A 20441-nucleotide genomic window follows, 5' to 3' on the forward strand; every position below is an offset into this window, starting at 1 on the left:
TTACAACATGTATCAAGATTGATTGGAATATTTTCGAACAATCAGCCCATATATAAGGGCCAAAAGAATGGGTATAATCGCAAAAACATGAAATAGTAACGTTAAAACAGTAGATTGCTGGTTTTGTATAAAATCTAATAATCCAAAATGACCGATTCCTACAAACCAAATGAAAAAGGCTAGTTTGGCCCTGTCATCAATAGGGCAACGTAACTCATTATGGATAATTTGAAGAGTTAGAAGAATGAGTGTATACCAGATAAGTAATCCTAAACCAATCCATCCTAATAAATCTGTTGGCCATTCTCTCTGTATGAAAAGAATGATTATGTTCATCCATCCTAAACAACCGATGCAAAGAAAAATACTGATACTCACCATCTTCATACACGTTAATCCCCAGTGTTTCATAGCTATATCGCTCCTTTTTTCGTAAAAAAATAGTAAAGTCCTAAAAGTCTAGGACTCTACTCATCTTTTTTCGGTGGTTCTAAATCATCTAAGTCGTCTAAGTCTTGTGGATCACTAGGCGGAATCCAGTTTTCACTTCCAGCGGCTACAGCTTCATACTGTATATCAATTGTTTCCGCTTCTTCTTGAATCGGTTCATTTTTGCTTACTTCTTTCTCATTTACTGGTGTCAAATCAGAAGAAATAGGTTCCGTTGGGATAAATGAGTCAGAAGAATTTGTGTCTTGTACAGTTGACTCGACATCTATATCAGATTTTTTCGCAACAATTTCCCCCGCCTCAGTCACTTCTGCAGGAATAGCATCTGGAATATCTGCGCTTGTTGTTTCTGTTGTATGAGGGACAATAACACCTTCTTCATTTACATCTGCACGAATTGTATCTGGTATTAAAGGTTCATTTGCATCTGTTTCAATTGGCGTTGAGATTTCTTGTTGAGGAATATGTGTTGATGTTTCCTGTTCTGGTTGTATTTCTTCTCTTGAAATATCCATCGGAATTTCTTCTGTTGGAATGTCTTGTTGTGGGATATCGGATGGGATTTCTTCAACTGTTTCATGATCTGGTGACACTTCCTCTAATGGAAGTTCTTGTGTTGGTACTTCTGTTTGAATCTCTTCATATGCCTCCATATCGTTTGAAACTTCTTCTAGTGGTATTTCTTGTTCTGGCACCTCTGTTTGGATTTCTTCATATGCTTCTATATCAGTTGGAACCTCTTCTAATGGCACCTCTTGTTCTGGTACTTCTGGTTGAATTTCTTCATATCCCCCTATATCAGCTGGCATTTCTTCTCCTGTCGGAATTTCCTCATCCTCTAAAGATACAAGTTCTGGTTGAACGTCCATTTCTGATTCTTCTACCCCTGTTCCTTCTTGTTGTTCTTCCATTTCTTGTTCTAATGCTTCTTTATCTAAGCTGATAAGGTCCTGTTGCATTGGTGCCTCTTCTTCACCTGGTGGCGTTTGTTCTTTCCCTTCCTCTTCTTGCTGTGGTAAATCCCCCTCTTTATCACGATCCTGTAAAGAAATAAGCTTTCCTTTCTTTTGATTCTCTTCTTTTTCTTGTTCCGTTTGATTATTTGGTAACTCATTCGGTATATTTGCTTGTATTAATGGATTGGCTTTTGTCTTTTCGTCGTCTGTCCCTGCATTTTCTAACTGGCCGCCTGCCGCCGCCAATTCAGCTGCGCTGTTAAAATGCGCCCCCATTTTGTCTCCAATATAAGAAATTGTATTTCCAGCATATTCTTTCCCTTTATCTACAACATTTTCAGTCATAAGGGTTATATCTGTGACCGTTTTATATACACCTTTCACTCGCTTAAAGGCCGCCGCAATATTATCTCTAAACAGATAGCAAAGAACGAAAACAAGAATTTGGAAGATCATTGTAGACACATATCCTGCAACGCCCGCTTCTGGTAACACATATAGTAATTCTGCCACCGTAAAGATGATAACAAGCATAACTGACATAAAGATTTTTAATGCCAATGGGCGAATCCATTGTGAAGCCCAGCTTTCAATGACTCTGCGGTGTCCTGGCAATAGAGCCACCGCCATGACGATTGGTGAGATAATACTCATGACAAGGAACCATAATTGGAATGCTACAATCAGTAAACAAAACGCGATTACTGGAATACCTGCGAATGTATTCACCACATAATACATGACTGTAAATACAAGGCGCTCTCCTACAGAAGAAATCACCATCATTTGGTTGCCTTGATCCTTTACCTCTTTTTGTACTATTTTTATACGATCTTCACCTGGCGCTTTTGCCAATAATTCATCTACTCGTTGAGCACCCAACTTTTCTTTTGAGTCTTCCCCATACTGTAGAAATAAATATGGTCGTTCAACTAATAAATCCCAAATTTGCTTTTTCACTGAAAAGATTGCATCTGCTTTGGAACGTCCTGGATCACCCGCAACTGTTCCCGTTGCTTTCGCTAACACCGTTACACTGATTTCAGAACTAATCGTATTTGCACTCTTTAAAATCGTACCTGCATTTCCAATGTACGTAACAATAAAAGCAATAACAAATACCGTTTTCACTAATTCACTTAACCCTTTAGATGGTTGGCGTTTAATAAAGAAGATATAACCTGCGTAACAAGCGGATAACACACACGCAATGCCGATAATTGCTGGGAATAACCCTGAAGATAAAAAGCCGCCTTTTCCAATACCTGCGATATTTTGCATAGCCGCCCCTAATTTATCCGCTACCGTATCTACAATATCCAGGTTCAATGCCTGATCGACTAAAAAGATCGTTAATTGGCCCAGAATCACGTTTAATTGAAACGCCATGTTGGCAAGCCATTGACATGTTGTATACAACATTCTTTGCAAGTCTTTTCCTACACTATCATCACCAAATAAGTATCCACCAACTTTTTGAAACACGTTTTTATCTTCTTCCTTTGGTTGATATGTGTCGATTTCGTAATACTTACCTTTGTAAATCCCATCTGTGTACCCACTAAATAGATTTTCAGAAATTCGCGCTCCTTTTTGTTCCTGCTTTTTTTCTGTTTTTGTATCTTCCGCTAGGGTCACATCGGACCCCAACGGTAGTAAGAAGAATACAAGAATCATACAAATAGAGAAAAGTTTTTTCATTCCTTTTGCCCCCATTTATGGACATGTACAGGTTTCACATCTCCTACAATTGAATTAAGACTATTTGTTGAATCCCATGCCCATTCATAATTTTTCCACTTATTATCCTTTTTATCTTTAACCATTCGAAGGTATAACCCCATTTGGGCCTTTTCTACAGGATCATAAAATTTTATTCTGTAATAAAATTCATCCTCACCCTCTTGTAAATCATATCTATATAAATCGTAGCGCTCTTTCATTTCTTTACTAATGCCTGGGTTTTTTACTCGATCCTCTCCAAAATCATATTTTTTGTACTGTAGTTCATTTAATTTTTTTCGGTCCATTTCAATATAAGCCTTTAAATATTCAACTGCGGCTTTATCCGCCTCTTTCATATCGCGCTCTTTCTGACTTTCTTGTTGATTTGTATTGCTTTTCGTTTCATTTGAGCAACCCGAAACACCCGTTACCATCAACATTCCTGCTACACATAATCCCGATAACATACGTAATTTTTTCATTGTTCCATCCTCCATATACAGATAATTTAGAATACTATTATCTGTATTGTAATACGAATTACGCCAATTGTTGTGCGCGTTCTTCGTCTGTTTTCGTAGAGGAATCAAATGCAGTCTTTAATTCTTGGAAAACAGGATCAATTTCTACAACAGCTGTTCGGCCAAAAATATCCTGGAACAAGGCTTCGCCGCGTCGTAACTGGCGTAACATCAAGATATTTTCTTCTGTAACTGGCAAGTTATAATAACGCAACATTTCTTCCGCTTCCTTATCATATTTCAGCGCAAAACAGAACTTCATACCCACATTCGCAATCTCTTTATTTTCAGATTGATAATCCGATGCGTTTTGTGTTCCTAAATAAAGACCGATATTGTGATAACGTCCCTCTCGAATGATTTTGTCAGAAGACTCCGCTCCTTCTTTGTTTTTTAGAATACTAGACGCTTCGTCTTGTAGATACACTTTGAAAATACTACGGTCGGAATGCATTAAGGATTTACCAAATGCCGCTAATGCAATTAAGATACTACGAGACAATTGATCTCCCACATTCTTGTTTCCTTCTGTTGTCTTTGGAATACGTAAATGTTGAATTTGTAACACTTGTAATGGACGTTCTAGGCTTAATACGCGGTAATTTTGACCTTGTTTACCAAACAATAAATCTCCTAACTGAACGTTTTCCAGGGTTGCTAAACGATTTGTCAGAGCATTTAACTTTTCTAATTCAGTTGGCAATAAGTTAGGTTCTTTCTTCATTTCCACTAGCTCTTTACGAACCAAAGTTAAACATGCATCTTCTTTTTCCGCCACTCGTTCAATAGCTTTATATAAATAGTCATATCTGATATCCTCTAAACCTACATCCGATAGGAACGTCAAAATTTCAAGTGCTAAACTCTTCGCATCTTCTATCGTTGCGCTGATTCGGAATGGGTCTAAACAACCCGCATCCTCTTTATTTTTTCCAAGCGTCCATACTTGCAAGGTATCCTCGCTGAACCCTGGCAATAATTCTGGCCATCTTGTGCGGTCGCCCTTAGGATCGATGATAAATGCCCTTCCGCCACTCATAACAATCCAGAAGGCGAGTAAGTTCATTAAGAAAGATTTTCCTTTCCCTGTTTGCCCCGCAAACATAACCGATAAACTCTCAAACGCTGTCACAATGTTATCTAGTGCTTTCGCTGCCAAGTCTGGACGAACGAAAACAGGACGATTTAATTTCTTTGTCTTTCCAATGTAAAACCCTTGATTGTCACCAATTTGTGTTGTCGCACCAAACATCCCCTGTGCAAGTACGCCTGGTTCTACAAATAACTTAAAGTCTGTATTATAACGTTTAGAGCCTGGTAAGAACTCGTAGAAGTACGCTAACTGTTCTCCATATGGATTGACCAATTCAATTTTCATTTTGCGATATTCTGTAATGAGTGCATTGACACGTGATTTTAATGTTTTTCCATCTTCAGCATATACGCAAAACAGTACACTTAGTTCATATCCAGGTGCCCCCGTTGTTTCAAATCGGTCTTTTACAATTTTGACGCCCCTTGCTTTGCGATCAATTGTTAAATCTGTTGTACGACCGCCCACCATTGCTTGTTGACGTTGATCGTTTAATTCCAATTCACTATTTGAGAGTTTTTGTGTAACCATCTGGTTTTCTAAGTGATACGCTCGAATACTCATTTCAACAGGAAACTTTAACGAATGAGATTGAATGCGATACATCCACTCTCCACCAGGAAAGGCCGATATTTCAGGCATATCTTTCACCGCAAGAAAAGCAACATGAGAAGTTTCGATTTCTCCTTCTTCATTTTGCCTTTCAAGGATAAGAGAACGTCCTGGGCTTTCATCGATCACCGTATCTGTTAATTGGACCATTTCTTGTAAATCAGGACGGCGTACTTTTACCGCCTTTCCTTCTTCATTTTGCAACGTAACTGTAGAACCTACTTTCCAAATTGGATCTCGATTCAGTTCTCTCATGCCACGTTTGAAATTATGATGGAATAAAAAGCGCGTTGTAGACGGTTTCGCACGACGCGTATTCGGAAACGCCCCTCTGACTTGACCAAAGAGTACATCCTCTATTTCCAAATAATTTTCGATTTCTTCTTCTAAAATATCCGTCACATTCATACCCGATATGTTTTGGGCTGTCTCTGCAAAGCCTTCTCTTACCTTCTTCATAAACTTCCATGTTTCTACGACAGGGTTACGAATTTGTCTTTCTTTCTGTTCCATGTTCAGTTGTACTAAAATGAAAAAGCGATATTCCATGTTTTCTTTCGCAATCGCCGCATTTCGTAAATATTCTTTTACCTTTTTGAAAAGAAAGCGTCCTGTTGGTGCCATTGGCCCTTTTAAAGTGGAAATATGTTCATCCAGAATTTCATCTGAATTTGTTGTACGAGGAATCACAAGCAAGTGGATATCATATTCTTGATGGGTAAAAAGACCGAGTTGATTGCGATAGTATACTTTTTTTGTACTTTCGTCTTGATGATCGTATTCAAAACCGTCTACTTCATATACTGCGGATACTTTTCCGTCTATACTAAACGCTAAATTCTTTTCAACGTGCTTTAATGGTGGTCTGTTCATCGTTTTCAACATATTCAACTTCCTCCTTTTGGGGTAAAAATGTTACATCATAAGCATGTATGTCATTCTCTTCTTCTTCACTGAACGAATGTACAATTGGTAAATCTTTGACGTCATGCTGTACACATACATGACCACGAATCACATGTTTTTTTAGTTTCGGCAAGGTCATTAATCGGCTACTTTGATGTTTACGTAAACGAAATGTGACCCAGGACCGAACAAAAGAGAAAAGTGATTTTCCATCTGTTTTATATTTATCTGCGCCCCATACGAGGAAAAGAGGAATCACACCATAATAAAGCAACCACACTTGATCGATCATATCCCCAAATATCCATTTAAAAGGAGGAAGGAAGCGGAAGGCTACAAGCCCCGCTTCTACCGCCGCAAAATAACCAAGTGCCCTCCATGTAACCGCACGTGGAAGACGATACCCCATAATTTCATACTGTCTTCGCATATAGTTCATATAGCTTCCGAAACAATAAACAATAATAGAATTTGAACCTTTTTCTTTCATGTAGCTTCCTTCCTTCCCGTCCTTTGTTTAGATGTTAAGTAATCCACCTATCCAGGTCCCAATTGTTTTTAATGCATCTGGCTTGTTAACGAAGAATACAACAATTCCGCCACCTACAACTAGAGTTATAAATTTTCCCCATGCACGTTTTGCCGCTATAATAAGACCTACAACGATAAACGCTCCATATAATGCGTATGTCCCTTGTGTTTTCAGCATTTCAACGACCCCTTCTAATCCAATTCCTAATATGAAATGATTTATATTGAACATATACATGCCCCTCTCCTATTTTGTTTGTAAATCTATTACAATCCATTGCTTTCCATCTTGTTTAACAAACAACGTATAACCTGTTTTCATTTTTGTTTCAGAATGTGGATCAATCATAGATACCTCTGTTTGTACCTCATATGTGCCTTTTGTTTTTCCTGGATAAATCTTAGAGGAAAGTACATTTTCAAATTTCATAGCTCCTTCTAACCCTTTAATATCCGTATTGGCCAAAACATACGCGAGTTCTTTTTGTGTTGCGGTTGTATAGGATTTGAAAAAGGTTGGCAAAAATTCTCGAATGCCTTCTTTTACAGTGAGTTCATGGACTTCCTCTCGGTCTTTCTCTTCTTTCCCTTCTGGTACTTCGGCTTTTTCATTTACCTTCACAATTTGAGGGAATCCACTAATAACAAAAGCCTTTCCATCTGATTGAACAGGAACCGACACTTGCTGGATCACCTCCTTATCCTCTGGCCCGCTATTATCTGCTTTCATGCGGCTTAACTTATATCTCACTTTAAAAATTACGTTTGCTTCTTTCTCTGTGACCTCATCTACTTTTAATACAGTTGCATATAAAAATTGGGAATCCCATTGTATACTTGCAAAATCCAAACCAACTTGTGGATCAAGTGTTTTCGGTATATAGAGTTGTAAGCGCTCTGAACGCTTCTTCTTGCCTTCATCCCCTCTTTGCCACGTAAAGTATTCCTTTGCGAATCCGCGCGCAAATTCAATCGCTTCTGGACGTGTAGCAAGGTTCTGTTTTTGTGTGACTTCCTTTGGAGTGGTGCTGGCCTTTGCTTGTGTATCTCCCTTTCCTTTTACTACGGTTGTGATGGATACAATCAGCATCCAACTAAACAGGAGCCAAAAGGCCCATTTTCCAATTAAGCGGCCTTTATAGGAAGGAAGCATTGTGGCTTTCCTTGCCTTCCCTTGTTTACTTTCAAATGTTTTTGCAAACCACTGTTTCACCTTTTGAAACATATTCATCCCCCTTTCAATTTCGGTATTGGCGTAAAGATCGTTCATAACAATCACAAGCGAATGAAGCCATACCAACCGCGGTTGATTCATCTTTTATTTCATTTCGTGCATAATTGATAAAATTGTTAAGTTTCGTTTGACTGCCTGTGATATATGGGAATCTAGCATGAACCACATACCGTTTACCTGTGTCCCTCCCTACTTCAAAGGACGCTCCATCTGTAGCCCGAAACGCCCTTACAAACTCCAAACCTTCCAATCCGTCCATCACGCACTCTCCCTTTCTCTTAAAATTGCAAGAAACTTGTGTGCTTTTTCTTTAAACATCCATCCTTTGTCTATCCTTGCTTGCTCGAACATGTCATAACAGCTGATTTCACGCTCAATTTCTACCATTGCTTTTTCTTTTGTAAGCTCTACTCCATCACACCTCCATTCCAATTCATCTGTATTTAATCCAATTTCTATTTCGAGAATTTTTCCATTTTCCATCAGATAAAACTTCTGCATATATACATCAGTTTGAGATAAGCAAATTCCATGTACTTCCTCACAACCCATTCCTTCATAGATTTCCACTAGAAATTGAGCTTCGACTTCTCCCACATTTCCTCTTTCATAGGTGCTTTTATGTGCAAACATCATCCATCTCTCCTCATCTTTTTAACTTTTTATCTTCCCAAAGATATAGGGCCACCCAGCTTAGACGCTAACTCCGCTACTTCTTTCGGAAAAACTACTATACTGAGAAGAACCATCCATACTAGAAAACATAAAATGAGCATTCTCCAATTTTTCTGCTGCATTAAAAGTACAATAGCTGTAATCATGAAAATACTGATAACAATACCTTCTAGGATGGGATTCCCCAGTGTAGATAAAAAACCAATAAAAGGCATCTTCTATCCTCCTTTATGATCGACCATCTTCCATATCCCCACTACGACCAGGAAGAAAAGCACTACACCTTCCCATCCTTGCGTATAGTAAATTTCCACCACTTTACTTTTTACTGCTTCCCAGGCTTCTCTTGATCCTGGTACTCTTTCAAATAACCAATCTGAAAAGACAACTAACAGAAAAATACTGGCGCTTATCGATAAAATAAATCGAAACACATTTTTACAGCCTCACTTTCATTTCAGGATTCCGAATATTCCGATAAATATTTCCGAATGGATCTTGTAAGATATTTTCAAACAGTGTGATAAACACTGGAATTGCTGGACTACTTACCCCTTTTAAATAGCGAATCAATTCTTTTTCTCTACTTTCACTACCCGCAATAAATACAAGACGCCATTCCAACACTCCATATCCCATGCCCATATGCGTCCGATAGTCTGTCTCTTTCCCTTCTTGCGTCATAAAGTCGTTATAACGGATAATCTTTTTTTCCAATACTTCTTTCGATCCGTAAGAACGCTCCATTTCCATATATACACCAATATTTTTATCAACCGCTTCTTTTAAACCAATTACCGCAACCCCATCTGGTCGGATAACGCGACTTTTCCCTTTTGCGTATTGAAACGTTGCCCGCGGTTCATTGATCCATTCCTTTAGTTCCAATCTTTCTTCTCGTTTCGATATTAATGTCATGGCACATTCAATCTTTGCTAACATTAAACTGTGATACACAAAGGATGCCGAACGTTGGGACCAACTATTTTTCCAATGCACACTTCCTCTTAATCCACGAACCATTTCTACCCCCTTTGCCGCAAGTGTATATACATTTTGCGGTCGGCCAGATTTACGAACCTGGCTTCGTGAAACAGGTATGGGAAGTAATTCATTTTTCAAGTATTTTTCTTGTACTAAGCGATTCAAACGGTAGTATACTGATTTTTTCTTATGGTTCGGATATACTTTTTCTGTTATATACTCCATATCAACATAGATGTGATTGTGTATATCCATGAGTAAGTTTTGGTCTTCTTCCAATAACAACATACTGCACATAGTCTCTACTCCTTTTCCCACATATCGAAAATGCTTGTTTCTCCTTTCTTATCTTCCTCTATTTCGCCTTTAACCTCTGGTGATTCGATGATTGGTGTGTCTTCTGGAAGCTCTATTTCTTTTGTTTCTTGCTGTTTTACTTCTTGTTTTTCTTCTTTCACTTTTACCGCTGTGTTAGCTTGTTTTCGGAATGGGATAATTTGCGCTTGATGTGTGGGTTCGACTGACTCTGTTTCTGAAACATGTTCTTTCACTTCTTCATGAGAAGATAATTTTTCTTCTAATTCATCTAGCCCCGATGTCACAACAGGTTCTTCTTTCGTTAAATCCACTTTTTCAGCTTGTAAATACTTGCCTTTTCCATATAAAAATTCATCGATTTCCTTGTCGATTTCTGATCCTGCTTTCCCATTTTGTTGCTCTAACGACTGAATCTTTGCTCTGGTCCATTCATTTGATGCATGAATTTCTTTTTCATTTTTATAATTCGCCGCTTTCCCATTTGGTAGATAGCGGTCTAATGGTGGAACACGTATGGTACACCACACATTTTTTGCCTCACCTCTGATATAATCTTGTGTTTGTATGGCTACAACTAAGTTAGGAAGGTTTTGCAAATACTCTGTACGGAATTGCTTTTGCATAATACCTTCTAACGTTTTCGCGGAATTATGACCTTGCCTACATACAAAGTAATTTCCGCCCGCCTCTGTTAACATGTCTGTTAACTCTCTGTCTAGCTGTCCCGAAACTTGCTGGGTAATCACCCATAATCCAAATCCATGCTTCCGATCCTTCGCAATAACTTTTGGTAGAACGGGTGCTGGCACATCATGAGCTTCATCAATCACACCTAAGTGTAGTTTTGAACCATGTGGTCGCTGTTGGGCGATACGGTGATATTGATTACAAATATAACCGACTGTTAGTAAGGTATCTTCTTTTCCCATGCCCGCTAAATCATAAAAGATAAGGTGCCCTTCATCCATCCACTTCCGAATTTCTAAGGAAAAGCCCGTTTGCCCATACATACGCTTTAAATACTGCGTATTACGAAAGATATCTAATCGGTTTAAAATCGCCTGTGTGCTGTCTTCTAATGCGCTTCCCACTTCATATTTCCAAAAGTGTGAGTAATATTTTTGTTCTGGACCTTGTAAATTGGCCATTACGTTTGCTCGAAACAGTTCATCACTAATGAATAATGGGATGCTTAAAATCGTATGTGTTTGACTCTTATCACAAAGTAATGTCCCAATAATCGCTCTTAGTAATCTTTCTGTTTGTTTCGCTTGCCCTTGAATCATTAACTGAATCATTTCCATAATGGCTTCAACTACTGTTTGAATGTCTTCTCCTGGAAAACGATGAAACAAATTCAAAGCTGGTGGATGATCTGTATTTCGAAAACGGATAAAATGAACCTTACTCCAATCCACTTCCTGCCCATCCTTTTCCGCTTTTAATAATCGGTTCAGTGCTACATAAGCCAAGTCTTCTGTGGGATCAAATAGAGATAATCCACCCGCTTCATTCGGATTTTCTAACCATTTATCAATGACACTTTGCATCAATCTCATGGCAATGGTACTTTTACCAGATCCCACTTTCCCCGTAATATAGCCATGATTTTTGAAAAACTCTTCTCGAATTTTTACGAAACGATCTTTGATATAGGGATGCATCACATGGCCAATTGAAATGCCTTCGGCCAATAAATCATTCGGTATCATGTTTTCACCTTTATCTAGATACAAGATGTTTCGCTCTGTCTTGCTGTTTTTATCCCCTGTTACGTTGGGAAGATGGAACAAGTTTAATAGCTCTGATCCCGTCCATATCATTTTTCCGTATACGGGATGTGGTACAGCTGGCATACTGCGTCTAAGCCTTCTGTATCTCAGCTCATTCACATCGGCCATAATACTTGCTACCATATGCCCTAAATTCTTAATAACAGGTACACCAGGATAATAGTCACTTGCGAATGAAACAGATACTTGAAATGCCACTTCATTTTTGGCAAATCGCTTATTTAATGCGCGAATTTCTTCTTTTTCAAAGGCATCTAGCCCATGCTTTTTCTTCTTTCGAATGGCCTTTTCTGCTTTTCGAATCCCTTTTGTCAGCTGATACCCGTTATCTGGTGTAAAAGCAACATCAACCCATGTCTTTTCTTCCATTGCACTTCCTAACATCGGTAATACATCACGTGTATAGCGTGCGAGTGATAACGTGGCATCTAGCCGCTTTCTCTTTAATACCATCCGTCCTCCTACCGCTTTCCTTGTTGGAAATGGCATTTCTTTCTTTGGGACGGTATAAATTTCACTGTGGGTATAGGCGCTTTGTATGGCTTGCACAACCTGTTTGATTTTATCTTCTGGACCACCTACATAAAAGCGAACACGCTCATTTTCTCCCTCTGGACGATACATCGTCATGCGATACCAATCGCGACCTTTTAACAAACGTTCTAAAGGCTTTCGACCCGAACCATGTACATGCCGAATCATTTGCCCTAGTTTATCTGGTGTGACCTCATCATCTATATGCGGAATGAATAATACGTATCGATACCGCTTCTTTTCTAGATATAAATAGATGCCATGTAAGACAATCCGTATGACAATTCCCAACAGGATCAATAAAGCAATCCCACGAAACACACCGACTACAGTTGGCACCAGCTTCATCAATTCTGTGAGGATTTTTTCTTTAGAAAACCAGACAAATGCAACAGCTCCTATACCTAAAAGCATTTTCCAGTTCTTTTCTATGAAGTTTTCAATTTCTTTGTCGAGCTTGCTGTGCGCCACTTCTTCACTTCCTTTCTATCCTTGAAATGGCCTTATGCAAGGGCGAATCGTTTTTCACGATGCTTTTGTGTTCGTTCTTCTGCGGCTAGTTGAATCAAAATTTGAGGTTGCATGATCTCGTTTTGAGGTTGATTAATTTGATCTAAGAGTGTTTTATAGTTGAAGAGTTCTTGCTTTACTTGTTCGATATCTAATTCACCATCTACCGTTACTTGTTCTTTCCAGAACGTTTCCCAACATTCATGACGATTGCTATACATTCCCTTTCCTCCCTTTTAAAAGTATCTTCAAATTTCTTAGGGCTTTCATCTTCTATCACTGACTATCTCTGCCAATATATCTTTAAACCCCTCATAACCAAATATCAAAAATAATCCTAGTACAGTTCCTAATATTGTCCCTTTAATAAATACACTGAAAAGTCTATTTGACCCCTGCATAGAAATTATCAATTGACATATCCCTATACAAAATACGATTGTAAATAAATGAACTGTTGAAAACACGTATTCACCTCCTTATACAATAAGGCTTGTTACACTACAGCCCCATCAACAAGAATGACTGTATCTTCATACGCATTAAATTCTTTTATATACTCATCAATGGCTTCCGTTGGCCTTACTTCTGACATTGCTTTTCTATATACATTGAATGCCTCTGGATATGATAATACTGTTAGTACTCCTTCTTCTTTCACACTGTCCCTGTTTACAAATTCATGGTAGATTTCAAAGGCTTTTTCTAACGCATCTCTTCCTTCTTTTTCTTTCACGACAATCAATGCACAATGACCATGTTCATTAAACTCATAGTATTTCATAGTATTTTTCATTAAGTCTGCTGTTTTCATAAATAGCTCATATACAAATTTTGTTTTTTCTTCAGCAATCGGATAAAGTACATTTAGAATATCTCTACAGATTCCTTCGATACCTTCTAATTCTTTTTGGCTCTCTAATCTATCACTTTTCCCGTTCATAAATTTTGTAGCGATTAAATCAATTCTTATTTCTAATTGTTCTAATACCTTATCTGCAACAGTCTTTTCATTTTGCATCATCCTATTCCCCTTCTCTTTTTCAGGTTATTTTGATGAAGAATGCTCTTAGAAAGAGCACTCTTCACTCCTTTAAGATTTTTTATTTATAAAATTTATGAGCTTTATGATACGGATCTAACGTGACTAAGAGAGAAGAGAAAATCATGCTCTTTCCCATTCTTCCCGCCCATTCTTTTGTACGATTATTATTTGTTGAAGGTGTATGTGTTGTGTGTGGAACTCGACCGATATAAAACCCACGTTTGCTTCGCATATGCTTAATTGGTTTCATAAGAAAACCTCCTGTATTGTTTTATCATTCTATATCGTTAAATAGAAATATTGTATAGTTTTAAGCGATGAGTGGGTCTAATTCTAAATACACATCAAATCTGTGCAATAACTCTTCTGGTATCGCTTGAAAACTTACAAAAACTCTTACATTCAGTTCTTCTAGTTCTTCTAAAAGATCAATGAATCCGTCTGGATTATTGGAATACAACCTTAATCCTTCATCTATGATAACGACATCCGATTGTTTGCATGTTTCCATTTCGGTTTTGCTTAGAAAAGAATCTTTTGATGTAAAGGTGATAATGTGAGCACCCATTTTTTCGTATTCTTTATACTCTCCATCCCCATCTAAGACAGTCGCTTGTTGGTTATCTGCCATGACAAGGTTAAGAAGTTGCTTCATCAAACCTGTTTTTCCTTTTCCTGTTCCACCTCGTACCAGGATATTTCTATTTTCTTCTCCAAATACAAATCGAGAATTCATTTTGTTTCCTTCGTTCTCTATGACAATGGAATTTGCCTTACTCATGTCATACCATTTTGGTTTTCTAAATGCTGGGATTTGTGCACTTCTTCCAATAAATGTTCCACACATAGCAATCTCACCTTTCCATTCATATCAGTTTTTTATCAAGCTACTAAATCTAATTCCTCTAAATCTGTAGAAAGAATCTTAATTTCTTGTTGGTGCTCTTGAAACAGAACATGTTGGATATTTTTTCGCAACTGAAGCCCATCTTCCACCAATGCAAGTAAATATGATTTCGTATATTTCCTATCATTGATTTGATAATGTACATCAAAAATGCACATTTGATCCCGCCCTCCCTTATCAGTTGAGAGTGTTTTACACTTCTTGATTCTTACGTTTTCTAACTACGTAAACAGCTAGGATGCTACCAAGAACGACAAATGTAACACCAATCCATTTCCAATATGGATTTTCAGCTTTGCCGCCTGTTGTTGGTAAATGACTTTCGACTTTCTTAGGTTGTTCTTTCATCGGTTGTGGTTGTTTTACAATGTGTTGTGGTTTCTCTGGTGTTGGTACAGGTTTTTCAATGACCTGTGGTGTTTGTGGCTTCTCTGGTTGTGGTTTTGGTTGTTCTGGCTGCGGTTGTTCCGGTTGCTCTGGTTGTGGCGTTTCTGGTGTTGGTGGAACTTCTTTTTTCTGATCTGCTACAACATGTTTGATGATCTCACCATCTGTTTTAATTTCAAAAGAGAATATTTCTTCATTAATTAAATATCCTTCTGGTGCGAATGTCTCTTTATACGTGTATTTACCAACTGGTAATTTCTCAAACTTTGCAATGCCTTCTTCGTTTGTTTTTCCTTTCACGACTTCCTGGCCTTGCTCGTTATAGATTGTAAACTCTGCACCTGGTAACTTGTTGTTTCCATCGGCTACGTCTACTTTTGTAAGTTCTAAGCTACCTTCAATCTTTTTGTTTTTTACGGTGTGTTTAATAATTTCACCATCCGTTTTAATTTCAAAAGAGAATGTTTCTTCATGTGACACATAACCTTGTGGTGCAAGTGTTTCTTTGTATGTGTACTTTCCTGCTGGAAGTTTATCGAACTTCGCAATGCCTTCTTCGTTTGTTTTTCCTTTCACGACTTCCTGGCCTTGCTCGTTATAGATTGTAAACTCTGCACCTGGCAGCTTATTGTTTCCATCGGCTACGTCTACTTTTGTAATTTCAATTGAGCCTTTAATCTTTGTATTCTTTGCAACTAGCTCAATTGTTTTTCCGTTTTCAGTAATGCTAAACGAAATCGGATCTTTTACCAGTACATAGCCCGCTGGTGATGTTTTTTCAATGAATTGGTACTTTCCAAATGGGATATTATCAATTTTGATTAACCCGTTTTTGTCTGTCTTATGCTCACTGATTTTCTTGCCTTTTTCATCGGCTAAGATAAAAACAGCACCTTCTAATTTTGTTTTCCCATCTTCATCTACTTTTAAGAGCTGTACATTTCCTTTTACTTGATCATTTTTCACTTCGAATGCAAGTGTTTGATTATGCTCTTTTACTTCAAATGGATACTTTGTTTGATTTACTAAGTACCCTTCTAATCCTTTCGTTTCCTGGAAGTAATACTTTCCAAACGGAAGAGAATTTACTTTCGCAATCCCTTCTTTATTTGTAGTTACTTTTGTGACTGCCTTTCCTTCTGGCATAAATACGGTAAATTCAACGCCTGGTAGAATCTTGCCTGTATCACTTACCTTTTTAATTTCAATATTGCCTTTGATTTGTACATTCTTCATTTCTACAACAGCCATTTCACCTGTTTTCACTTCAAAAGGCTTTGGTGTAGTATCTAACACATATCCAACAGGTGCTTTCACTTCTTTTACAGTGTATGTGCCAAGTTCTAAGTTGCCCATTTCAGCAATACCGTTTTTGTCAGCTGTAATCGTTCCCATAACTTGTTGATTGCTGTTTGCGATTTCAAATACTGCGCCTGGTAGTGGCTTTTGGTTTTCATCCACTTTCATCACTTTTAAAGCGCCATTTGCTTTCCAGAATACTTGTAAGTCTGTGCTTACTTGTTCTGTGCTGCGCTCTAATAATACAGTTGCATCTTGAATCGTACTTGTTCCTTTATATACGATTGCATGAACATTCGTTAGATTTGAAACGACTTTTAGAGATAGTTCACTACTCTTAGAGGATTTTGGTACTTGAATACGGAACTTTTCTCCTAGTTGGAATGTTTCTTTCACTTCACCTTGTTCTGTAACAATGCGTGTGCCTTGTGGTGCATTGTTCATTTGTACTTGAAATGTACCTTTTTTTGCATTTGTTTGCACGTTATATGTTGTTGTTTCAAAATATTCACCGTTTAATTGTGCTTCTTGTTTATCCGTTGGGATAACATTCATCCAGACATCTTGTGTATCCTGGCTTTGATTTGCCGCATGAATAATGTTCTTTGCCGCTTTTTCAACAGCTGCATTCTTGAACTGTAATTCATCAACGGAAATCTGTCCAAGTGCATTCCAAAGAGCTAATTGGGTTGCGTAATGGGCTTCTTTCCAATTGGAAACCCCTAAATTTTCTGGTGTTTTCTGTGGGTATCCATTCATTAAGACACGATAGGATACATCATCGGTTTTTCCCGCTTCGGGTAAATCCTCTCCATTTGGGGATTTTAAACCGTATACCAGGCAATACGCAATTTGACCACTCGCGTTCTTTAGAAGCTCTGTACGAACATCTTTCCCATATTGCGGACTATAGGCCCAATCCATCTGATACCTTTCTCGATTGATTACCTCCGCACTGGCTTGATTCAGCGGAATCAAGAAGCTCATTACAAATAAAAGCACACTCATAAAGAGTAGTATTGTTTGATACGATCGTTTCAAAACCATTTTTTACAGCTCCTTTAGATTATTCAGTTTTCAAAGGTCGGAATATTTAGAATTTAACCTTTCTAAATATGGAACATTAGACTTTAGATATAATTACTTCGTCTTTTAGCCGAATTTCATTTACAATAACATTTAGTAGGAATATGAACAAAATAGATGTAACCAATAACATGAGGTTTATTCAATCTGTGATGGGTAGTGCACGATAATACGTTGGCCTAAAAAGTTTTTCTATCGGAACTTCAAGGAAATCTGCTATTTTTTTAGCCTTATTATCTTTGAGACTCCTTCTCCCAATTTCAACATCATATAATGTGCCGATTGGAATTTTAGCGCCTTTAGAAACTTCCTTAATACTTAAGCCTTTGGATTCCCGATATTCCCGTACAATGGTTTTTTGTTCTGACGCTAGCATTTTTTCACCCTCCCTTCCCTTAATTACATTGTATTCGGCTTTAAGCCGAAAGTCAACACTTAAAGTTCATATTTTTATCACTTTAAGTGATATTTTTCTTTATTTTTTTAACATCTAATAATGGAGTGATATAAAATGGAAATTACAGAAAATGTTTTGGGGAAAAATATAAAGAAATTAATAGCCATAAAAGGTGTTGATCGAAAACAAATGGCAAAAGATTTAGGAACCACTTACAGAACCGTTTCTAGTTGGATAACTGGTGAAAAAAAGCCCCGCTTCAATAAATTAGAAGAAATCGCAAGCTATCTAGGGGTAAACACTGCATCACTATTACAAAGTGAAATACCCGATGCAGAAATATTAAAAACGGTAAAAGGTGAAGACCCTGTTGAGCGTTTGGCACGACTTCTCCATGAAAAATATATGAGCGTACCAGATGAATATAAGCCCCAAATCGAGAGAGAATTATTAAAATATGCGACTAAATTAAAAATGGAAGTTGAACAAAAAGAATAAGAGAGCCTCAATAACGAGACTCTCTTATTCCTCATTTTCATAGCTTGCACATAATTCTATAATTTCACTAAAAGTTTGTAAGTCTATTTCTTTTACAATTTCAATTAACTCATTCACACCTAATCCTTTTGTCCCCATAATTACCCCTCCGTTTTTAGTATTACATTGTGAAAAAACACACAATAATTCTATAAAATCCTATCCAGGAACTTGTAAAACTGTTTATAAAATCACAAAAGACACCGCATAAACGATGTCTTTTGAAAAAATATGAATTTTAATTTTAAATTTAGAATTAGCCCCCACCACCTGGATCAACCATCATTCTATACAATAATTTTTGATTTTCTGTGTTTTCAACTTTAGCGTAATATTGTTGCGCATCCACTTTACTTGGTGAACTATTCAATATGGGTAATAACAGCAAAGTAACTACCATCAACACATATAACTTTTTCACTTGGTCCTCTCCTCCCATTAATCCTATATTATACTTTCTGTATATTCATTATATATTCCTTCTGCAAATTTTACATATAAAAAATCATTATTCGCTTTGAACATATCAATAGACATTTTTATCAACTGTACATCTTTTTTAGCCATACCCATATAACATGTTTGAAGTGGTGTTAATTCACCATTTTTCAACTTTATTTGTTCCAATATATTTATAGCCTGTTGGAATTTCCCTAATTTAATCAAGTATAATGCAAATTCTGCAAGATGAAGTTTCTCAAAATCAATTTTGTCCAAATCCTTCCACCAAACTATTCTAATGAAATTAATATCGTTTAATGCAATATTGTATTTTAGACTACTTTTGGCACCATTTAATACGGATAATGCTTCTTGAAAGAAATATAAAGCCTTTTTGTAATCAGAAAACATAACATTTTCCCCGCTTCTAATATTCAACAAAGCCTCCATAACAGGGAAAAAATTCAAATCTTTAGCTATTCTTAATTGTCCATTTTCTCTTTCAAAATCTAAACCTTTATCTTTCCTTAATATTGTATAGCTCCAAAGTTCATTTACCCAAAATGCATATAATTGTTTCAAATAAACATTAGTCACTAAATTAAAATTATCTTCAATCCTAACTTTATAACCTTCCATTAATCCAAAGTCGCCCAAATCACATAAAATCAACATACTAAGTATGTCACAAAAAATTTCTATATCATAATTCTTCTTATTGTTTGTAACTCGCGCTTTTTCAATGTCTAAATACACTTCTCTAACATTTTTCCCATTTAAACGCTCAATATATAAGTTAAAAACATTTGCTAATCGTTTCATTTCCAGATCATTATTTTCTTCACACATCTCATAAATCTTTTTCATTAGTATTAAATGATCGTTTAAATGAGCCAATGCAAACGCAACTTTTACATTAATATTTAACCTATCATCTAAAGTCTTTAAATAATCTATTATTTTCTGTTCCTGCTTGTCTTTATCATTCGTAAAAAGCACATGTGCAATTTTAGAAAAAGTATATATAGATAACTCTTTATCTTTATTAATCCAGTTTGAAACTGTAGATTTGGCTACGCCAATTTCTTTTGCTAAATCAGTATATGTCTTATTTTTGGATGATAAATAATTGTCGATTTCCTTAGTCAACTTCTTCATATATTTTCACCTCTAATTGTTTTAAGAATATTCAGAAACGTGCATGTAAGTAAGAAAATTATACCATATTAGAAGAACCTCTGTTTTTCTCAACTATTTTCATAATATTCTGAAAATTTTAGTCGTAGACATGTTATGACACTTTAATTCATATTTTATAAGCGAATATGAACTTATAGTGTTGATATTATTCAAATAGAATTGTAAAATAAAAATAACTTACTCATATCATTAATTTTCCAGAAAATATGCTGGATATAAATAAAAAAAATAAAACCCCACCGCATCGTTTTTAATTGGTTCCCGGTCGCCAAACTAGAATCCAATTAAAAACTCCAAGAG

Annotated in this window: 23 protein-coding genes; 1 reads left to right on the forward strand and 22 read right to left on the reverse strand. The window is 36.8% G+C overall.

Annotation, left to right across the window (positions count from 1 at the left end; all coding sequences use genetic code 11):
- Nucleotides 1–12: 12 nt before the first annotated feature.
- The 20 genes from NST86_RS34400 to NST86_RS34495 form a co-directional block, all read right to left on the reverse strand.
- Nucleotides 13–411, reverse strand: a complete 399-nt coding sequence (locus NST86_RS34400) for a hypothetical protein (protein WP_340935736.1) — start codon at nucleotides 409–411, stop codon at nucleotides 13–15.
- 56 nt (nucleotides 412–467) lie between these two features.
- Nucleotides 468–3107: a CD3337/EF1877 family mobilome membrane protein gene (locus NST86_RS34405; protein ID WP_340935738.1), complete on the reverse strand. Its 2640-nt coding sequence runs from the start codon at nucleotides 3105–3107 to the stop codon at nucleotides 468–470.
- Entirely contained in the window at nucleotides 3104–3613 is a 510-nt protein-coding gene (locus tag NST86_RS34410; protein ID WP_340935740.1) for a hypothetical protein, read from the reverse strand. Before NST86_RS34410 ends, NST86_RS34405 begins: the two co-directional genes overlap by 4 nt.
- 58 nt (nucleotides 3614–3671) lie before the next feature.
- Entirely contained in the window at nucleotides 3672–6242 is a 2571-nt protein-coding gene (locus NST86_RS34415; protein ID WP_340935742.1) for an ATP-binding protein, read from the reverse strand.
- Complete coding sequence (locus NST86_RS34420; RefSeq protein WP_340935744.1) at nucleotides 6202–6753, reverse strand: TcpE family conjugal transfer membrane protein; 552 nt, start codon at nucleotides 6751–6753, stop codon at nucleotides 6202–6204. The genes NST86_RS34415 and NST86_RS34420 overlap by 41 nt, the downstream gene beginning before the upstream one ends.
- 27 nt (nucleotides 6754–6780) lie before the next feature.
- Nucleotides 6781–7032 carry a TcpD family membrane protein gene (locus tag NST86_RS34425; RefSeq protein WP_063263922.1) on the reverse strand — a complete coding sequence of 84 codons (252 nt, stop codon included), beginning with the start codon at nucleotides 7030–7032 and terminating at the stop codon, nucleotides 6781–6783.
- Between the two features lie 9 nt (nucleotides 7033–7041).
- Nucleotides 7042–8019 (reverse strand): conjugal transfer protein, encoded by a 978-nt coding sequence (locus NST86_RS34430; RefSeq protein WP_063263921.1) that lies wholly within the window; start codon nucleotides 8017–8019, stop codon nucleotides 7042–7044.
- A gap of 13 nt (nucleotides 8020–8032) precedes the next feature.
- Nucleotides 8033–8287, reverse strand: a complete 255-nt coding sequence (locus NST86_RS34435; protein ID WP_340935748.1) for a hypothetical protein — start codon at nucleotides 8285–8287, stop codon at nucleotides 8033–8035.
- Entirely contained in the window at nucleotides 8287–8661 is a 375-nt protein-coding gene (locus NST86_RS34440; protein ID WP_215559111.1) for a hypothetical protein, read from the reverse strand. The genes NST86_RS34435 and NST86_RS34440 overlap by 1 nt, the downstream gene beginning before the upstream one ends.
- Nucleotides 8662–8690: 29 nt before the next feature.
- Nucleotides 8691–8918, reverse strand: a complete 228-nt coding sequence (locus NST86_RS34445; protein ID WP_063263918.1) for a hypothetical protein — start codon at nucleotides 8916–8918, stop codon at nucleotides 8691–8693.
- Between the two features lie 3 nt (nucleotides 8919–8921).
- The gene (locus tag NST86_RS34450; protein WP_063263917.1) at nucleotides 8922–9137 is read right to left on the reverse strand and encodes a hypothetical protein; all 216 of its coding nucleotides are present in this window, start codon (nucleotides 9135–9137) and stop codon (nucleotides 8922–8924) included.
- Nucleotides 9138–9141: 4 nt separating this feature from the next.
- On the reverse strand, nucleotides 9142–9984 hold the full coding sequence (locus tag NST86_RS34455; protein WP_340935752.1) for a replication-relaxation family protein: 843 nt from the start codon (nucleotides 9982–9984) through the stop codon (nucleotides 9142–9144).
- Nucleotides 9985–9989: 5 nt separating this feature from the next.
- A complete protein-coding gene (locus NST86_RS34460) occupies nucleotides 9990–12803 on the reverse strand; it encodes an ATP-binding protein (protein ID WP_340935754.1) in 2814 nt (937 codons plus the stop codon).
- A 32-nt stretch (nucleotides 12804–12835) separates the two neighbouring features.
- A complete protein-coding gene (locus NST86_RS34465; RefSeq protein WP_340935756.1) occupies nucleotides 12836–13063 on the reverse strand; it encodes a hypothetical protein in 228 nt (75 codons plus the stop codon).
- Between the two features lie 275 nt (nucleotides 13064–13338).
- A complete protein-coding gene (locus NST86_RS34470; protein WP_235606699.1) occupies nucleotides 13339–13863 on the reverse strand; it encodes a hypothetical protein in 525 nt (174 codons plus the stop codon).
- A gap of 82 nt (nucleotides 13864–13945) precedes the next feature.
- The gene (locus NST86_RS34475) at nucleotides 13946–14137 is read right to left on the reverse strand and encodes a hypothetical protein (RefSeq protein ID WP_016099497.1); all 192 of its coding nucleotides are present in this window, start codon (nucleotides 14135–14137) and stop codon (nucleotides 13946–13948) included.
- A 60-nt stretch (nucleotides 14138–14197) separates the two neighbouring features.
- Nucleotides 14198–14734, reverse strand: a complete 537-nt coding sequence (locus tag NST86_RS34480) for a type IV secretion system DNA-binding domain-containing protein (RefSeq protein ID WP_063263912.1) — start codon at nucleotides 14732–14734, stop codon at nucleotides 14198–14200.
- A gap of 35 nt (nucleotides 14735–14769) precedes the next feature.
- Entirely contained in the window at nucleotides 14770–14952 is a 183-nt protein-coding gene (locus NST86_RS34485; RefSeq protein ID WP_340935758.1) for a hypothetical protein, read from the reverse strand.
- Nucleotides 14953–14986: 34 nt separating this feature from the next.
- On the reverse strand, nucleotides 14987–17527 hold the full coding sequence (locus NST86_RS34490; protein ID WP_340935759.1) for a SpaA isopeptide-forming pilin-related protein: 2541 nt from the start codon (nucleotides 17525–17527) through the stop codon (nucleotides 14987–14989).
- 181 nt (nucleotides 17528–17708) lie between these two features.
- Nucleotides 17709–17942, reverse strand: a complete 234-nt coding sequence (locus NST86_RS34495) for a helix-turn-helix domain-containing protein (RefSeq protein WP_033691801.1) — start codon at nucleotides 17940–17942, stop codon at nucleotides 17709–17711.
- Between the two features lie 135 nt (nucleotides 17943–18077).
- Here NST86_RS34495 and NST86_RS34500 point away from each other — a divergent pair, with 135 nt between their 5' ends.
- Complete coding sequence (locus NST86_RS34500) at nucleotides 18078–18461, forward strand: helix-turn-helix domain-containing protein (protein WP_000406479.1); 384 nt, start codon at nucleotides 18078–18080, stop codon at nucleotides 18459–18461.
- A gap of 295 nt (nucleotides 18462–18756) precedes the next feature.
- Here NST86_RS34500 and NST86_RS34505 read toward each other — a convergent pair whose 3' ends face one another.
- Both NST86_RS34505 and NST86_RS34510 read right to left on the reverse strand, forming a co-directional pair.
- Nucleotides 18757–18921, reverse strand: coding sequence for a hypothetical protein (locus NST86_RS34505; RefSeq protein WP_340935762.1), 165 nt, complete (start codon nucleotides 18919–18921; stop codon nucleotides 18757–18759).
- A gap of 23 nt (nucleotides 18922–18944) precedes the next feature.
- On the reverse strand, nucleotides 18945–20099 hold the full coding sequence (locus NST86_RS34510) for an AimR family lysis-lysogeny pheromone receptor (protein ID WP_340935765.1): 1155 nt from the start codon (nucleotides 20097–20099) through the stop codon (nucleotides 18945–18947).
- Between the last annotated feature and the right edge of the window lie 342 nt (nucleotides 20100–20441).

Source organism: Bacillus sp. FSL L8-0199 (genome assembly GCF_038005705.1).
Classification (GTDB): domain Bacteria; phylum Bacillota; class Bacilli; order Bacillales; family Bacillaceae_G; genus Bacillus_A; species Bacillus_A cereus.

Bases quoted from the DNA above. Each gene is read 5' to 3' on its own strand.
- NST86_RS34400 (WP_340935736.1), bottom strand. From the start codon at position 411: ATGAAACACTGGGGATTAACGTGTATGAAGATGGTGAGTATCAGTATT.
- NST86_RS34405 (WP_340935738.1), bottom strand. From the start codon at position 3,107: ATGAAAAAACTTTTCTCTATTTGTATGATTCTTGTATTCTTCTTACTA.
- NST86_RS34410 (WP_340935740.1), bottom strand. From the start codon at position 3,613: ATGAAAAAATTACGTATGTTATCGGGATTATGTGTAGCAGGAATGTTG.
- NST86_RS34415 (WP_340935742.1), bottom strand. From the start codon at position 6,242: ATGTTGAAAACGATGAACAGACCACCATTAAAGCACGTTGAAAAGAAT.
- NST86_RS34420 (WP_340935744.1), bottom strand. From the start codon at position 6,753: ATGAAAGAAAAAGGTTCAAATTCTATTATTGTTTATTGTTTCGGAAGC.
- NST86_RS34425 (WP_063263922.1), bottom strand. From the start codon at position 7,032: ATGTATATGTTCAATATAAATCATTTCATATTAGGAATTGGATTAGAA.
- NST86_RS34430 (WP_063263921.1), bottom strand. From the start codon at position 8,019: ATGTTTCAAAAGGTGAAACAGTGGTTTGCAAAAACATTTGAAAGTAAA.
- NST86_RS34435 (WP_340935748.1), bottom strand. From the start codon at position 8,287: ATGGACGGATTGGAAGGTTTGGAGTTTGTAAGGGCGTTTCGGGCTACA.
- NST86_RS34440 (WP_215559111.1), bottom strand. From the start codon at position 8,661: ATGTTTGCACATAAAAGCACCTATGAAAGAGGAAATGTGGGAGAAGTC.
- NST86_RS34445 (WP_063263918.1), bottom strand. From the start codon at position 8,918: ATGCCTTTTATTGGTTTTTTATCTACACTGGGGAATCCCATCCTAGAA.
- NST86_RS34455 (WP_340935752.1), bottom strand. From the start codon at position 9,984: ATGTGCAGTATGTTGTTATTGGAAGAAGACCAAAACTTACTCATGGAT.
- NST86_RS34465 (WP_340935756.1), bottom strand. From the start codon at position 13,063: ATGTATAGCAATCGTCATGAATGTTGGGAAACGTTCTGGAAAGAACAA.
- NST86_RS34470 (WP_235606699.1), bottom strand. From the start codon at position 13,863: ATGCAAAATGAAAAGACTGTTGCAGATAAGGTATTAGAACAATTAGAA.
- NST86_RS34475 (WP_016099497.1), bottom strand. From the start codon at position 14,137: ATGAAACCAATTAAGCATATGCGAAGCAAACGTGGGTTTTATATCGGT.
- NST86_RS34480 (WP_063263912.1), bottom strand. From the start codon at position 14,734: ATGTGTGGAACATTTATTGGAAGAAGTGCACAAATCCCAGCATTTAGA.
- NST86_RS34485 (WP_340935758.1), bottom strand. From the start codon at position 14,952: ATGTGCATTTTTGATGTACATTATCAAATCAATGATAGGAAATATACG.
- NST86_RS34490 (WP_340935759.1), bottom strand. From the start codon at position 17,527: ATGGTTTTGAAACGATCGTATCAAACAATACTACTCTTTATGAGTGTG.
- NST86_RS34495 (WP_033691801.1), bottom strand. From the start codon at position 17,942: ATGCTAGCGTCAGAACAAAAAACCATTGTACGGGAATATCGGGAATCC.
- NST86_RS34500 (WP_000406479.1), top strand. From the start codon at position 18,078: ATGGAAATTACAGAAAATGTTTTGGGGAAAAATATAAAGAAATTAATA.
- NST86_RS34510 (WP_340935765.1), bottom strand. From the start codon at position 20,099: ATGAAGAAGTTGACTAAGGAAATCGACAATTATTTATCATCCAAAAAT.